This is a genomic window from Mesorhizobium sp. RIZ17 (genome assembly GCF_051127865.1).
Taxonomy (GTDB): Bacteria; Pseudomonadota; Alphaproteobacteria; order Rhizobiales; family Rhizobiaceae; genus Mesorhizobium; species Mesorhizobium humile.
In genome coordinates this window covers 5572561-5585544 of the sequence record NZ_CP147861.1, presented here as the reverse complement: position 1 = coordinate 5585544, position 12984 = coordinate 5572561, and the positions used below count along the sequence as shown (strand labels likewise).

Annotated in this window: 16 protein-coding genes and 1 pseudogene; 5 read left to right on the top strand and 12 right to left on the bottom strand. The window is 63.0% G+C overall.

Features of this window, described 5'->3' with window-relative positions; translation table 11 throughout:
* Positions 1-27: 27 nt before the first annotated feature.
* The 6 genes from mobB to moaA all read right to left on the bottom strand — a co-directional run bounded on the left by mobB (position 28) and on the right by moaA (position 4221).
* Positions 28-543, bottom strand: coding sequence for a molybdopterin-guanine dinucleotide biosynthesis protein B (gene mobB, locus WDX12_RS27195; RefSeq protein WP_320295655.1), 516 nt, complete (start codon positions 541-543; stop codon positions 28-30).
* Positions 540-1172 carry a molybdenum cofactor guanylyltransferase MobA gene (gene mobA, locus WDX12_RS27190; protein WP_434722658.1) on the bottom strand — a complete coding sequence of 211 codons (633 nt, stop codon included), beginning with the start codon at positions 1170-1172 and terminating at the stop codon, positions 540-542. The genes mobB and mobA overlap by 4 nt, the downstream gene beginning before the upstream one ends.
* 4 nt (positions 1173-1176) lie before the next feature.
* Positions 1177-2097 carry a DMT family transporter gene (locus tag WDX12_RS27185; RefSeq protein WP_434722657.1) on the bottom strand — a complete coding sequence of 307 codons (921 nt, stop codon included), beginning with the start codon at positions 2095-2097 and terminating at the stop codon, positions 1177-1179.
* Positions 2098-2216: 119 nt separating this feature from the next.
* A complete protein-coding gene (locus tag WDX12_RS27180; protein WP_434722656.1) occupies positions 2217-2576 on the bottom strand; it encodes a hypothetical protein in 360 nt (119 codons plus the stop codon).
* Between the two features lie 88 nt (positions 2577-2664).
* On the bottom strand, positions 2665-3171 hold the full coding sequence (locus tag WDX12_RS27175; protein WP_320295651.1) for a hypothetical protein: 507 nt from the start codon (positions 3169-3171) through the stop codon (positions 2665-2667).
* Positions 3172-3225: 54 nt separating this feature from the next.
* Entirely contained in the window at positions 3226-4221 is a 996-nt protein-coding gene (moaA, locus tag WDX12_RS27170; RefSeq protein WP_434722655.1) for a GTP 3',8-cyclase MoaA, read from the bottom strand.
* Positions 4222-4417: 196 nt separating this feature from the next.
* Between moaA and WDX12_RS27165 the strand changes: the two genes are divergently transcribed.
* A complete protein-coding gene (locus WDX12_RS27165) occupies positions 4418-4771 on the top strand; it encodes a DUF971 domain-containing protein (RefSeq protein ID WP_320295649.1) in 354 nt (117 codons plus the stop codon).
* Positions 4772-4865: 94 nt separating this feature from the next.
* Positions 4866-5477, top strand: coding sequence for a pyridoxamine 5'-phosphate oxidase family protein (locus tag WDX12_RS27160; protein WP_434722654.1), 612 nt, complete (start codon positions 4866-4868; stop codon positions 5475-5477).
* 291 nt (positions 5478-5768) lie between these two features.
* Here WDX12_RS27160 and WDX12_RS27155 read toward each other — a convergent pair whose 3' ends face one another.
* Positions 5769-6221: a MarR family winged helix-turn-helix transcriptional regulator gene (locus WDX12_RS27155; RefSeq protein ID WP_320295647.1), complete on the bottom strand. Its 453-nt coding sequence runs from the start codon at positions 6219-6221 to the stop codon at positions 5769-5771.
* Between the two features lie 47 nt (positions 6222-6268).
* Here WDX12_RS27155 and WDX12_RS27150 point away from each other — a divergent pair, with 47 nt between their 5' ends.
* On the top strand, positions 6269-7177 hold the full coding sequence (locus WDX12_RS27150) for an alpha/beta hydrolase (protein ID WP_434722653.1): 909 nt from the start codon (positions 6269-6271) through the stop codon (positions 7175-7177).
* A gap of 9 nt (positions 7178-7186) precedes the next feature.
* Here the strand turns inward: WDX12_RS27150 and plsY are convergent, their stop codons facing one another.
* Both plsY and WDX12_RS27140 read right to left on the bottom strand, forming a co-directional pair.
* Positions 7187-7876 (bottom strand): glycerol-3-phosphate 1-O-acyltransferase PlsY, encoded by a 690-nt coding sequence (plsY, locus tag WDX12_RS27145; RefSeq protein ID WP_434722652.1) that lies wholly within the window; start codon positions 7874-7876, stop codon positions 7187-7189.
* Positions 7877-7913: 37 nt separating this feature from the next.
* Complete coding sequence (locus tag WDX12_RS27140; protein WP_434722651.1) at positions 7914-8315, bottom strand: rhodanese-like domain-containing protein; 402 nt, start codon at positions 8313-8315, stop codon at positions 7914-7916.
* Between the two features lie 232 nt (positions 8316-8547).
* On the opposite strand from WDX12_RS27140, the pseudogene WDX12_RS27135 reads away from it, so the two are divergent.
* Positions 8548-8832, top strand: a pseudogene (locus tag WDX12_RS27135) (SDR family oxidoreductase); the annotation flags it as partial.
* Positions 8833-9053: 221 nt separating this feature from the next.
* Positions 9054-10937: a L,D-transpeptidase family protein gene (locus WDX12_RS27130; protein WP_434722650.1), complete on the top strand. Its 1884-nt coding sequence runs from the start codon at positions 9054-9056 to the stop codon at positions 10935-10937.
* 64 nt (positions 10938-11001) lie between these two features.
* Here WDX12_RS27130 and WDX12_RS27125 read toward each other — a convergent pair whose 3' ends face one another.
* From WDX12_RS27125 to WDX12_RS27115, 3 genes are all read right to left on the bottom strand, one after another.
* Positions 11002-11481, bottom strand: a complete 480-nt coding sequence (locus tag WDX12_RS27125; RefSeq protein WP_434722649.1) for a hypothetical protein — start codon at positions 11479-11481, stop codon at positions 11002-11004.
* Between the two features lie 106 nt (positions 11482-11587).
* Positions 11588-12316, bottom strand: a complete 729-nt coding sequence (locus WDX12_RS27120; RefSeq protein ID WP_434722648.1) for a lysozyme inhibitor LprI family protein — start codon at positions 12314-12316, stop codon at positions 11588-11590.
* A 91-nt stretch (positions 12317-12407) separates the two neighbouring features.
* Entirely contained in the window at positions 12408-12665 is a 258-nt protein-coding gene (locus tag WDX12_RS27115; protein ID WP_320295640.1) for a PepSY domain-containing protein, read from the bottom strand.
* Positions 12666-12984: the final 319 nt, after the last annotated feature.

Here is a 12984-nt window from a genome sequence, read left to right as displayed (position 1 = left end):
AAACGACAATCGGGATGTGCCGCTGCGTTACTTGGCTTGAGCCACGAGACCTGTGCTGCGCTCGACAAAGTCGGCGATCGATTTGGTGTCGTTGAGGTCGAAAACCGGCAGGTCTTCGCCTTCGACTGTAAAGTCGGCGGCGACCGCGACAATGTTGGGATCGTTGGCCGAAAGCGGGGTCCTGTCCTTGGCCTCGATCCGCCTTGCTTCGATCTTCTTGTGCGCTTCGCGCTTGTAGCCTTCGACCAGCACGATGTCCGAGGGCGCCAGGCGCGCCAGGATGTCGTCCAGCGTCGGTTCGTTCTCGCCGCGCAATTCGTGCATCAGCGCCCAGCGCCGGTCGGAGACGATTGCGACCTCGGTGGCGCCCGCCTGACGGTGGCGGAAGCTGTCGGCGCCCGGCTTGTCGATGTCGAAGTCATGGTGGGCGTGCTTCACCGTCGAAACCGTCCAGCCGCGCGCCACCAGTTCGGTGACGAGCTTTTCCGTCAGGGTCGTCTTGCCGGAGTTCTTCCAGCCGGTGATGCCGAATACGCGTCTCATGACCCGAGGCTTTGCAACAGACGCTCCGCCGCCGCAAGATCGTCCGGCGTATTGACGTTGAAGAACGGATCGATCTTCTGATTGCCGGTCTCGATCATGGGGAACTCGACCTCGACATGGCCTTGGCGCTCCATAAAGGCGGAAACCCGTCGGTTGTCCTCGTCGATAAGGAAATGACGCAAGGCGTCGCGCAGGCCGAGCGGCCAGAGCGCGAAGGTCGGGTGCCATCTGCCGTCCGAACTGGCGACGGCGATCGCGCCTGGCCGGTCGTGAACCGCCGCGACCAGGCGCTCGACGAGATCGTCGGGGAAGAACGGCGTGTCGCCGGCGGCGCTCATCAGCCACCGGCAGCTTGTCTGGCTTGCCGCCCATTCGAGGCCGGTCAGAATGCCCGCCAGTGGCCCGGCATGGCCCGGCACCGTATCTTCGAGCACCGGCAGGCCCATGGCGGCAAATCGCGCTGGATCGCCGTTCGCGCTGAGCCCCAGTGTGGCGACCTGCGGATTCAATCGCGCGGCGACACGATCGATCAACCTGTCTTTGCCCAATGAAAGCAACGGTTTGTCGCCGCCGCCCATCCGGCGCGACTGGCCTCCCGCCAGGATGATCCCCGCAATATCTCGGTCCATCGGCCTATATGCCGTCCGGCGCCATGTCGGGTCCAGCGATTTCGGCGGCAGGTTGCCGCCTGCCGACGACGCGTTCGCGGTAGAGCGCATAGAGGCCGGAGCCGATGATGATGGCGGCGCCGACGGTCATGGGCAGGTCGGGGACGTCGCCGAAGATGACGAGGCCGAGCAGGATCGACCAGAGCAGGGCGGTGTAGCGGAAAGGCGCGATGAAGGAGATGTCGCCCGAGCGCATCGCCATGATGATGAACTGATAGCCGATGAGCACAAGCACCGCCGCGAGCGCCAGCAGCGCTGTCGCCCGGCCGCTGATCGGCGTCCAGCCGCCCATCGGCGACAAAAGCAGCGCGCCCAGCACGGTCATGGCAAGCGCGGTCGCCGTCGACACCAGCATGGTAGGGATCGCCTCGGGGATGCGCTTGGTGGAGAGGTCGCGCACCGCGCAACAGGCAACACTGGCCAATGCCACCAGCGAATAGACGCTGAACCCCTCGAAACCCGGTCGCACGATGATGAGCACGCCGACGAAACCGGCGGCAATCGCAGTCCAGCGTCGCCAGCCGACGCCTTCGCCGAATACCAAGGCAGCGCCCATGGTCACCGCCAACGGCAGCGCCTGCATGACGGCGGAGACATTGCCGATCGGCAGATGCGCAAGCGCGATCAGGAACGACACCGTGGCGCCGGCTTCGCCGGCGACACGCATGGCCACCATCGGCTGCAGCATGGCCGCCGGATTGGCGAGCGCGCCGCGCTTCCAGGCGAGCAGGCCGACGAACAGGGACGCGAAGGCGCCGCGCACCAGCATGACCTGCGCCATGTTCATCGATTCGGAAGAGAATTTGGTGATGGCGTCGTTCAAGGTGAAGCCGACCATGGCCACGATCATGAACAGCGCGCCGCGCAGATTTGGCGAGAGGGGCAAAGGCGTTTCCGGATTTACTTAGATCAAGCCTCTAACAGGTGACCGGGAAACAGCAACGCCAAAGAAATGGGCCACGGATCTTTCCGCGGCCCATTTGTCAGCCGACCAGTGTTTCTAGGTTATTTTTTCGGTGTGAGCGTCTCGGTGCCGCTGCCGTCCTTGCCGGCGATGGTCCACAACCCGCTCAGCGTGCCGTCTTCTTCCACCTTGTAGACGACAAGGCCGATCTCCTTGCCCATCACGTAGCCGGCGGAAAAGGCGTTGTCGTTGCGCATGCAGATACCGTCGGAGGATGAGCCACCGGTTTCCCAATGGATGGTGCAGGTCGTCTCGCTGGTCAGCGTGATGGTCGCTTCGCCGTCATATTTCGAGCCGTCGAAGTTGGTGCCGGCGACGGTGTAGGTGCCGCCAATCGATTGAGCCGCCGCAGGTATCGAGGCAACCCCAAGCATTGCAAGTGAAAGCATGAATGTGCGCATGGCACTCCCCCTAGAGCGAAAATCGCGCTTCGAAGGCTAGGCCGGAAAAGGCTGGTGGTAAATCGGGCGGAAGGCGGCGCAAAAGGGTTTATTTCGAGTGTTGCCCGGACGCCTCGTGAAGGCTGGCGGCAATGGCGCCGACCAGCGGGTCGTATTTCGCCTTGAGCGCCGCGGGATACTCGATGAAGACGCTGTGGATCACGTCCTCCTTGCCGAACACGCTTCGTCGATAAAAGATCTTGTCGCCCTTCGTGCCCGACAGCACCGCCCAGTTCTTGCCGGTCCTGCTGTAGGTCACTTTCTCGCCTGGCTCGAGGCTCGACTTTTCGTTCTCGACGAGGCTCTTGGGCGTGTCGTCGAGCGCATTGTAGCTGCCGTAACAGGCCACGCTGGCGCCGTCAGCGCTGTGCCACTCCAGGCCGTCGCCGTTCTCCGGCTCGGGCATGCGTTCCGTGAAGATCTGATCCGGGAAAGTGCACACCGTGCTGAAGCGCGCGTTGACGTAGGTGAATGGCTTGGCCGTCGCCGGCGCAATCACGACCAACAGCGCAGACAATGAAATCGCCGCAGACGACACCTGAATGAGACGTTGCATGATACCCCCACGGCCGCTGGCCGGAGGCGATCATGCACCAACGCGAAGAAAAAATCAGCCGCCGGTAACGCTCATATGCCGCGACACCGATGGGCGGCTGGTGCGGCGGTCGATGATGAAGTCATGGCCCTTCGGCTTGCGGCCGATGGCCTCGTCGATTGCCGCGTCGAGCAGTTCGTTGCCCTCGGAGGCGCGCAGCGGCGCCCTCAGATCGGCTGCGTCCTCCTGGCCAAGGCACATATAGAGCGTGCCGGTGCAGGTCAGGCGCACGCGGTTGCAGCTTTCGCAGAAATTATGCGTCATCGGCGTGATGAAGCCGAGCCGACCGCCGGTCTCGGCGACATGGACATAACGGGCGGGGCCGCCGGTCTTGTAAGGAATGTCGGAGAGCGTGAACTGGCGCTCCAGCGAGGCGCGCAGCAGCGACAACGGCAAATACTGGTCGGTGCGGTCGACCTCGATCTCGCCCATCGGCATTGTCTCGATGAGGGTGAGGTCCATGCCGCGGCCATGCGCCCAGCGCATCAGCTCGGGGATCTCGGCATCGTTGAAGTCGCGCAGCGCAACCGCATTGAGCTTGATCTTCAGCCCGGCCTTTTGCGCGGCATCGATGCCTTCCATCACCTTGCCGAGATTGCCCCAGCGCGTGATCTGGTGGAATTTTTCGGCATCGAGCGTATCGAGCGAGACGTTGATGCGCTTGACGCCGCAATCGGCGAGCTCCGCGGCGAAGCGTGAAAGCTGCGAGCCATTGGTGGTCAGCGTCAGCTCTTCCAGGGCGCCGCTTTCCAGATGCCGGGAGAGCTGGCGCACCAGATGCATGATGTTCTTGCGCACCAGCGGCTCGCCGCCGGTCAGCCGCAGCTTCTTCACGCCCTTTTCGATGAAAACGGTGCAGAGCCGGTCAAGCTCTTCCAACGACAGCAGATCCTTCTTCGGCAGGAAGGTCATGTCCTCGGCCATGCAATAGGTGCAGCGGAAATCGCAGCGGTCGGTGACCGACACGCGCAGGTAGCTGATGGTGCGACCGAAGGGGTCGATCATGTCCATTTGCAAGCGTTTCCCATGGCCTGAGCGGCGTCGTTATATACAGCTATGTGATACGATCCAATGCCGCATTCAAGATAGAGGGTCTTGATCTTTGGTAACATTCCCCGACCGACATCGCGTGTCGGCTGCTTCCTAATGGTCCTTTTCGGATCGAGCGAAGCGGCGTAGGGAAGGGCGCAACCCAGACAGGACAGCCATGACCGCGCCAAAGGAACTCAGGGTCTCGAAGGACCGCAAGCTCTTGACCGTGACCTTCCCCGGCCACCAACCGTTCGAATTGCCGGCGGAGTTGCTGCGTGTGGCCTCGCCATCGGCGGAAGTGCAGGGCCATTCGCCGGAACAGCGAGTGACGGTCCCCGGCAAGCGCAATGTCGCGATCCTCAAGATCGAGCCGGTCGGCAATTATGCGGTGCGCATCACCTTCGACGATTTCCACGACACTGGCATCTTCACCTGGAACTACCTGCATACGCTCGGCCATGAGCGAGAGGAGCGCTGGAACGCCTATCTCGCCGAGTTGGCCGAGAAGGGACTGAGCCGGGACCGTTAGCCTGGTGCGTTGCAATCCAATTTCGGCAGTCGGCTGTCGTCAAGACGTCATCGAGATGGGGTAGCGCCCGACAAAAGGTCAGGAGGCGAAAAAGATGTCGCTCATCACATCCGTCGAACAGCTCGAGGCGCTTTACGGGCTGCCGGGCGAGGCCTCGGTCGTCAAGGAACTCGACCATGTGATTCCCGAATATGCCGCCTTCATCGAGGCCTCGCCCTTCGTGGCGCTGGCGACCAGCGGACCCGAGGGGCTCGACTGCTCGCCACGCGGCGATCTCGCCGGCTTCGTGCGCATCGTCGACGACAGGACGCTGATGATGCCGGACAGGCGCGGCAACAACCGCGCCGATTCGCTGAAGAACATCATTCGCGATCCGCGCGTCGGGTTGCTCTTTCTGGTGCCAGGCTCCGGCACCACGCTGCGCGTCAACGGCCGCGCTCATATCAGGACCGATGCCGGGCTTTGCGCATCCTTCATGGTCGACGGCAAGCCGGCTCGCTCGGTTACCGTTGTCGATGTCGACACGGTCTATTTCCAATGCGCCCGCGCCATCGTGCGCTCGGAATTGTGGAACCCGGCCAAGCATGTCGATCCGAAGTCGCTGCCGACGCCCGGCCAGATCCTCGAGATAGCCAGCCGCAAGAACATCGATGGCCAGAAGTACGACAAGGAATGGCCGGAGCGGGCGAAGAAGACGATGTGGTAGGCGTATTGATATTCAGGTGAGGCCGGCCTGCAAACGACGGTTTCCTGCGCTTCCGGCCTTCGCCGGCCGAAGCACTCATGGTGGCGTGGCGGTCAAATTAGGGCTACGGCCGGCGTAGGCCGGTGCTCACGTACTTTAAGTACGCTCCGCTCCGGCCTTCGCCGGCCGAAGCCCTCGTAAGTGTCTCCGCTCTATGAAGGCTACGGCCGGCGTAGGCCGGTTCTCGGAAGCCATCGTTTTCGACTCGGCCTGACCTGAATATCAATACGCCTGGCGATGCGGGTTCCCGCCTCAGGCTTCCTTCAGCACGTCGTAGATCTTGCGCATCTGCTCGCCGATCAAGTCGCACTGTTCCGGCGTCGACTGGCTCATCGCCTTCTCGATCAGCGCCATGTGCACCTTCAGCGCCTTCATGAGCAGGGCCTCGCCGGCCTCGGTGAGGTTCAGCCGCAGCACACGCTTGTCCTTCTCGTCGCCCTCGCGGCGCAGCAGGCCGCGTGCCTCGAGCTGCGGCAACAGCATGGTGATGTTGGAGCGGCCGACCAAGAGCTTGCGGGCAAGATCGTGCTGCGACATGCCGGGGTGGCGATAGAGGTTCATCAGCACGTCGAGCTGCGCCGGCTTGAGGTCGAGCGGGGCGAGCTTTACCGCCAGGGTGCGCTCCAGCACATGGCAGGCGCGCGCCACCGCAACCCAGTTGCGAAAGCGAGGATTGTCCCAAGGCAGCTCTTGTTTAATGTTCATGTTTGAACTATTATGTTCATGCTTGAACGAATGAATGGATCGCCAATATGGCATCATTTGGATTGAAGGTCATCCGCGGCGTCTTTGGCGCGGCCGAGCATGTCATGCCACGTCTCGGCGGCCGCGCCGCATTCGAACTGTTTTGCCGCACACCCAATGTCAAATCCTTGAGTGACGGCGAGCGCCGAGCGGTCGAGCGGGCCGCCGACTTCATGGCCGAGGCGCGCCACCACCGGCTGAAGACTAGGACAGACTGCGTGGCGGTGCATGAATTCCGCCCGGAGCCGGGCAGGGAATCGCGTGGGACGGTGCTCGTCATCCATGGCTGGCGCTCGCGCACCGAATATATGCGCGCCCTGATCGAAGGGTTTCGCGAGGGCGGCTACAAGGTCGTCTCGCTCGACCTGCCCGGGCATGGCCATTCGCTCGGCCGCCATCTCAACATGGTGAATGCAGTGGACGCGGCGCGGGTCGCGGGCGAATGGTTCGGTCCCTTTGCCGCCGTCGTCGGCCATTCCTTCGGCGGCGCGATTGCCGCCAATGCCGTCGCGGCGTCGGTCAAGGGCATGCCGCCGCTTAAGGCGCAGAAGCTGGTGCTGATTGCCGCGCCGAGCTCGCTTCCGGCGATCTTCGACGATTTCAGTCGCATGATGAATGTCGGGCCGCGCTCCCGCGTCGCCATGGCGGACAGGGTGAAACACCTTTCGGGGCGGCCGCTCAATGAATTCACCGGCGATCGCCAACTTGCGGAGGTGCCGGTGCCGACGCTGATCATCCACGCGCCCGACGATCGCGAAGTCCATGCCGACCATGCCAAGCGCTATGCGGGCGCCGGCGAGCATGTCCACCTGCACTGGGCCGACGGACTTGGCCACCGCCGAATTCTCGCCGACAGGGATGTCATCGCGCGCGCGGTCGGTTTCGTGACCGGGCAGCGCGAAGCGACCCTACACTAGAACCCTGCTCTAGGAGATTTGCGGGCCTGCGTTCGGCCCCGGGCCGCCGTGGCCAAGGCGTGGCTCCGTTCCCGCCACCAGCCGCTGAATGTTGGCGCGGTGGCGCAGGATCACGTAGAGGCTGCCCGCGATCACCAGCAACCGATAGGGCAATGGCTGCTCCAGCCCGCAGACAAGCGCGACCGCCGTCAGCGCCGCCAGCATCGAGCTGAGGGAAACGATCCGGAAAAGAGACAGCGTGACGGCAAATGCCGTGGCGGCGCCCAACCCTGCCGGCCATGACATCGCCAGCAGCACGCCAAGTCCCGTCGCGGCGGATTTTCCGCCCGTGAAATTCAGCCAGATCGACCGGCCATGCCCCAGCAGCACGGCAAGTCCGGCCAGGCAAACGAGCCAGGGCACCAAGGTCTGTAGTTCAAGCGTCGTCGGCGGCGTGGCGGACGATATCGCGTAGCACCAGGGATAAAACCAGTGAACAAAGACGATCGCCGCCACGCCTTTCAGCACATCGGCAATCAGCACCGCCAATGCCGGCCATTTGCCCAAGGTTCTGAGTACGTTGGTCGCGCCGGTCGATTTGGAGCCGTGCTCGCGGATGTCGATGCCCTTGAGCAGTCTGCCGGCCACGTAGCCGGTGGGCGTGGAACCGAGCAGATAGGCGACCGCAAATCCAAACGCACTCGCTATCCAGAAAACCATTGGGTCGATCGATCCCGGACGTTGCGGAAAACTTTTGTCAGTCGGCCTTTTTCTTCTGGCCGGGCTCGATCGGCAGGCCGGCCGCTTTCCAGGCGGTATAGCCGCCGAGGATGTGCTTGACCGGCGTCAGGCCCATGTCCTGCGCCGTCTTGGTGGCCAAAGCCGAGCGCCAGCCGCCGGCGCAGAAGAACACGAAGGTCTTTCCGCTGGCGAAGAACGGTTTGTGATACGGGCTTTCGGGATCGATCCAGAATTCCAGCATGCCGCGCGTCACATGCTTGGCGCCGGGGATCTTGCCATCGCGCTCGACCTCGCGCGGATCGCGCAGATCGACGAAGATGGTGTCGTCGTGCTCCAGCAGCCCCGCTGCCTCCTCCGGCGAAACCACTTCGATCTCGGCGTTCGCCTCGTCGAGAAGCTGGCGATAACCTTTCTTCACGGCAAATCCTTCCGGCCGCGCTTGCTGCGGCCGCCGAAATTTCGATCACAAAGCCCGGCGTTTGTCACGGGGGCGGGCGCTAGATCGTGATGGCGTTTCGTTGAATCGCCATCACGACCTAGCTCTTTGTTGGAGCATGATCTTTCTCCGAAGACCGTTTCCCGCTTTTCGGGATCGTGCTCTAGCACCGGCCATCGTCGTCCACGCCGCCATGGCGCCGGCGACGGTCGCCAGCGCCTATTCGACCAGCAAGGCGGCGCTGTTCGGGCTGACGAAGGCGCTGGCGCGCGACCTCGGCCCACGCGGCATCACCGTCAACATCGTGCATCCAGGCTCCACCGACACCGACATGAACCCTGCCAATGGGCCGCATGCGGAGCACCAGCGCCGGAAGATGGCGACGCCGCGTTTCGGCGAGGCCGAGGAGATCGCGGGAATGGTGGCCTGGCTGGCGAGCCCGCAGGGCCGTTTCGTCACGGGAGCCTCGTTGACCATAGATGGCGGCGCCAACGCCTGATTGTTTTTCCGCGCCTTGGCGGGCGCGTGAGGCCCGGAGCAAATCGCTGCTCCGGGCCTCACAACGATGTGAAACTGTTCTGCAACACGGCCGCGAAAATTTATGGAAGCTTAACGAAATCGGTATGAATCGGTATAGTCACGTCATACATCCGCCATGCGGAGGGCGGGACCGTCCAGCGGCGCGGAACGGGAACCGGTTACAACCGGTGCGGGTGAAGCATGAAAATCCTTGTGAACAAGAAAACCGTCCTGCCGATCGCCATCGCGGCGACACTGGCCTTCGGACAGCAGCCGGCAAGCGCGCAAGGGCTGTTCGACATGCTGTTCGGCGGCGGCATCCGGCACAATCCGCAAGGCGAATTTCCGCCACCGCCCAAGCCACGCAAGATACGACCCTCGCCTGACGGAGAGGGTGGCGGCAGTGTCAGGATCAGCAGCCCAACCTACAACACCTACAGGGCCGACAAGCTCGTGCGTGTCGATTTCAAGTCGCTTCTGCCGGCACCGCAACCGGCGACCGCGCAGGACGCCGCCTTTGTCCCGTCGGTGACGGGCAACAGCTTCCGCGATGCCGTCGCAGGATTGAGCGATTACGAGCTGTTTGCGGAGCCCGATATCGCCAAGGCGCTGATCGCCTATTATTCGGCCAATCCGGATTTCATCTGGGTGAGCGACAACGCCGCCAACAGCAGGGCGCAGGATGCGGTGCGCGTGTTGGGCGAGGCGGCGAGCTACGGCCTGACGCCGGCCGACTATTCTGTCGATATTCCGGCCGCCGCGACTGCCGCTACGCCGGAAGAGCGGACCAAGGAACTGGTTCGCTTCGAGATGGCGCTGTCGGCACGCGTGCTGCGCTATGCGCAGGATGCCCAGAACGGCCGCGTCGATCCCAACCGGATGACCGGTTACTATGATTTCCCCGCCAAGCCGTTCGATCTCGAAGGCGCGCTGAAGACCCTGGCGCATACCCAGGAGGTCCGCACCTATCTCGAATCGCGCCACCCGCAGAATCCCGAGTACCAGGCGCTGCGCGTCGAACTGGAAGCGCTCGAGGCGAGCGAGGAAAACGAGATCGTCGTCGATCCCAAGCTCCTGCTCAAGCCCGGCGAAAGCAGCCCGGAGCTGCCGAAGTTGCTGACGCTGATTTCCCGCAATCTCGATGACGAGATGGGCGGCAGCTACGGCGAGGTGCTCGGCAGGCTGGGCAAGAGCGAACTCTACGACCCCGAGCTGGTGCCGGTGATCAAGGCCGTGCAGCAGCGCGCCGGGATGAAGGGCGACGGCGTCATCGGCCCGCGCACGGTGGCTTCGCTGGCCGGCACGTCGAAGGCCGACAGGATCGAGAAGGTCAAGGTGGCGCTCGAGGAACTGCGCTGGATGCCGTCGGATCTCGGCAGCCCGCGCGTCTTCATCAACCAGCCGGCCTTTACCGCGAGCTATATCGACAATGGCGCGGAGAAGCTGAAGACCCGCGTCGTCATCGGTCGGGTCACCAATCAGACCGCCTTCTTCTACAACCAGATCAAGCAGGTCGACTTCCATCCCTATTGGGGCGTGCCGCAGTCGATCATCGTCAACGAGATGCTGCCGCGGCTGCGCAGCGATCCAGGCTATCTCGACCGCGCCGGCTACGAGGTGACGGATTCGCGCGGCAAGAAGATCCCGTCCTCGGCGGTCGATTGGGGTGCGTATGGCGCCAATATCCCCTTCAGCGTGCGGCAGCAGCCGAGCGAGGCCAATGCCTTGGGCGAATTGAAGATCCTCTTCCCCAACAAGCACGCCATCTACATGCACGACACGCCGCAGAAGTCGTTCTTCGCCCGCGACATGCGCGCGCTCAGCCATGGCTGCGTGCGGTTGCAGGATCCGCGCGGCATGGCCGCCGCTGTGCTCGGCACCACGGTCGACGATGTCGCCGAAAAGTTGAAGCACGGCCATTCGACCGAGAATGTCACGCGTGTCATCCCGGTCTATGTCGCCTATTTCACCGCTTGGCCGGACACGTCGGGCAAGGTCGAGTATTTCGATGACGTCTATGACCGCGATTCCAAGCTGATGCAGGCGCTCGACGCGACCGAAGCGGTGCGCACGCCGTCAAGCTGAGGGCGGTCTGGTTTCAAGCGATTCCTGACGGAAGGCCACGGCGAAGCCGACGAACCTGACCGCTTCACACGTTTCTTGGAAGTGCTTTGATAAGCGGTCGGCGGAAGCCGGCGTCGCGCCCGGCGATAAGCCAGTAGACCAGGCCGGCCACGAGGCCGGCGGCGGCGATGATGCCTGTGTCGGCCCAACGTTCCGGGTCATCGGCCGCGTCGGGCCAGATCAGCATGAAACCGGCAGCGGCGGCAGCAGCGCCGAACAGCATGTGCAGCCAAAAGCTTCGCAACGAAAAGAACTCGGCGATCAGGGCGAAAACCAGCGTCTGCATTCCGGTCAGGATGATCGTCAGGAAGTAGACGAACATGGCGAGCGGCGGCACCACCAACACGGCGACGGGCGTGAACTCCATGAGCTCGAAGTAGCCCGGCGCGTTGGGCAGCGCCCTCAATATCGCGTAGATCACCACCACCGCGATCAACCCGACAAGCACCGCGACCAGATAGCCGACGAGCACCATCAGGATGCGCTTCAGGACGTAGCCAATCATTGCCATGCACCCCCGTGCCCGCAATCATGGCGGGCAGTCAGCCACCAAAGTTGTGACGATGCAAGGCGGTCCGTCGCGCCGGTTCCGCAACGAGTGGTCAGGGTCTTCAGGCGCCGCCGCACAGATGCTGGGAGTCGGGCAGGGCCCATGTGCCTTTGGCGGCGAGATCGACTGCATAATAAACCCTGCCGCGTAGATCGTTTTTCGGACAGTCGCGCGGGATCGCGATCAGGCACATGACGACCGGATCACCGACCTTGGAGCTCGCCAGTCCCGGCTCGCGGTCATAGGAAACCGCCGTGCCGCCATTGGTAAATCTCGCCGCGCTGCCGGCTTCCGGGCTGGCGGTTTCCAGCGGGTCGTCGCCCAGCCTCGTCGTCAGCGCCTTGATGTGGGTGAAGCCGCATTGTCCGATCGACGCGGGCAGGGGCTGATCTGCCGGCTTCGGCGTCCTTGCCGCAAGGTCGAGCGCCTTCTTGCCGATCAGCGCTATATTGTAGTCCTGCACCCAAGGCGGTGCATTGCCGTAAGTCTGCAGCGCATTGTTCTGCGCGCTGACGATGCAGGCTGCGTCCGTCTTGCAGGCATTCCGATCGGCGACCAGTCCGCGGGCGATCCCGCGTTTGTCGCCGCCGAAGGCGGGCTCAAAACCGGCATAGGCCTTGGTGACCAAAGCATCGATGGCCGACATTTGCGGATCGGCGCAGATCGCCTTCTCGGCGGGCAACCGCGCCTTTCGGCAATCGAAGGAGGGGCCATCCGCTCGTGCCTGGCCCGATGTCCCAAGCATCGATGCGGCTAGCAGCAAGGCGGTTGCGCAGATGTGAAGCCGCATGTCTGTCCTCCCGGTCCGGCCTGTTTCGGCGATCGAGTCTATGCCGAACGCAGGCCCCGGGGAATGGCGGAGCCAAGCAACCGACCGAGGTCTATTTGGGTTCGCCGGTCACGGGATCGTAGGTGATTTGGACCTTGGCCTTGTCCGTCGTGTAGTAGGTGATGGTGTAGCCGTCGCTATCCCAGGCGACCTCCTTCACATAGTGGAAGTCGGCGCGGTGCTCGACCTTGGCGACGATCTCCGAGAGTTTCTTGGCATTTTGCGGCGGCAGCGTCTGGTTGTCCGCCGCGAAGGCTTGTCCACTGATCAGGAATAAAGCGATACCGGTTGCCAAAACGAACGTGCGCATGAGAGCCCTCAAATCTCGTCGGCGTAAGTGCCGTCAGAAACTCGCACCCAGGCGGGTTGGTTCCGCAAAGGCCGCAATAACGCATTTTTGCAGCACTTGCGTCGATGCGATGGATCCTTGGCAAGAGGAGCAAGGGGAGCATTAGTTGCGGGTGAAAAAGCTAATAATTTCAGATTGTAACGACGCGATGCGAGTGTGTCACCCGACGTAACGAGCGACTAACCATGCGCCGGATGGAGAGTTCGTCATATTAGCTGTTCGTGGTAGAGCTTTCGGCAAGACCCTGATAGAATTCTGGTCATAACAGGGTGGCAACGGC

Excerpts from the sequence above, each read along its gene's own strand:
- mobB (WP_320295655.1), bottom strand. The coding sequence starts at position 543 with ATGAGACGCGTATTCGGCATCACCGGCTGGAAGAACTCCGGCAAGACG.
- WDX12_RS27160 (WP_434722654.1), top strand. The coding sequence starts at position 4,866 with ATGTCGCTCATCACATCCGTCGAACAGCTCGAGGCGCTTTACGGGCTG.
- WDX12_RS27120 (WP_434722648.1), bottom strand. The coding sequence starts at position 12,316 with ATGCGGCTTCACATCTGCGCAACCGCCTTGCTGCTAGCCGCATCGATG.
- WDX12_RS27155 (WP_320295647.1), bottom strand. The coding sequence starts at position 6,221 with ATGAACATTAAACAAGAGCTGCCTTGGGACAATCCTCGCTTTCGCAAC.
- moaA (WP_434722655.1), bottom strand. The coding sequence starts at position 4,221 with ATGGACATGATCGACCCCTTCGGTCGCACCATCAGCTACCTGCGCGTG.
- WDX12_RS27125 (WP_434722649.1), bottom strand. The coding sequence starts at position 11,481 with ATGATTGGCTACGTCCTGAAGCGCATCCTGATGGTGCTCGTCGGCTAT.
- WDX12_RS27115 (WP_320295640.1), bottom strand. The coding sequence starts at position 12,665 with ATGCGCACGTTCGTTTTGGCAACCGGTATCGCTTTATTCCTGATCAGT.
- WDX12_RS27130 (WP_434722650.1), top strand. The coding sequence starts at position 9,054 with ATGAAAATCCTTGTGAACAAGAAAACCGTCCTGCCGATCGCCATCGCG.
- WDX12_RS27150 (WP_434722653.1), top strand. The coding sequence starts at position 6,269 with ATGGCATCATTTGGATTGAAGGTCATCCGCGGCGTCTTTGGCGCGGCC.
- mobA (WP_434722658.1), bottom strand. The coding sequence starts at position 1,172 with ATGGACCGAGATATTGCGGGGATCATCCTGGCGGGAGGCCAGTCGCGC.
- WDX12_RS27175 (WP_320295651.1), bottom strand. The coding sequence starts at position 3,171 with ATGCAACGTCTCATTCAGGTGTCGTCTGCGGCGATTTCATTGTCTGCG.
- plsY (WP_434722652.1), bottom strand. The coding sequence starts at position 7,876 with ATGGTTTTCTGGATAGCGAGTGCGTTTGGATTTGCGGTCGCCTATCTG.
- WDX12_RS27165 (WP_320295649.1), top strand. The coding sequence starts at position 4,418 with ATGACCGCGCCAAAGGAACTCAGGGTCTCGAAGGACCGCAAGCTCTTG.
- WDX12_RS27180 (WP_434722656.1), bottom strand. The coding sequence starts at position 2,576 with ATGCGCACATTCATGCTTTCACTTGCAATGCTTGGGGTTGCCTCGATA.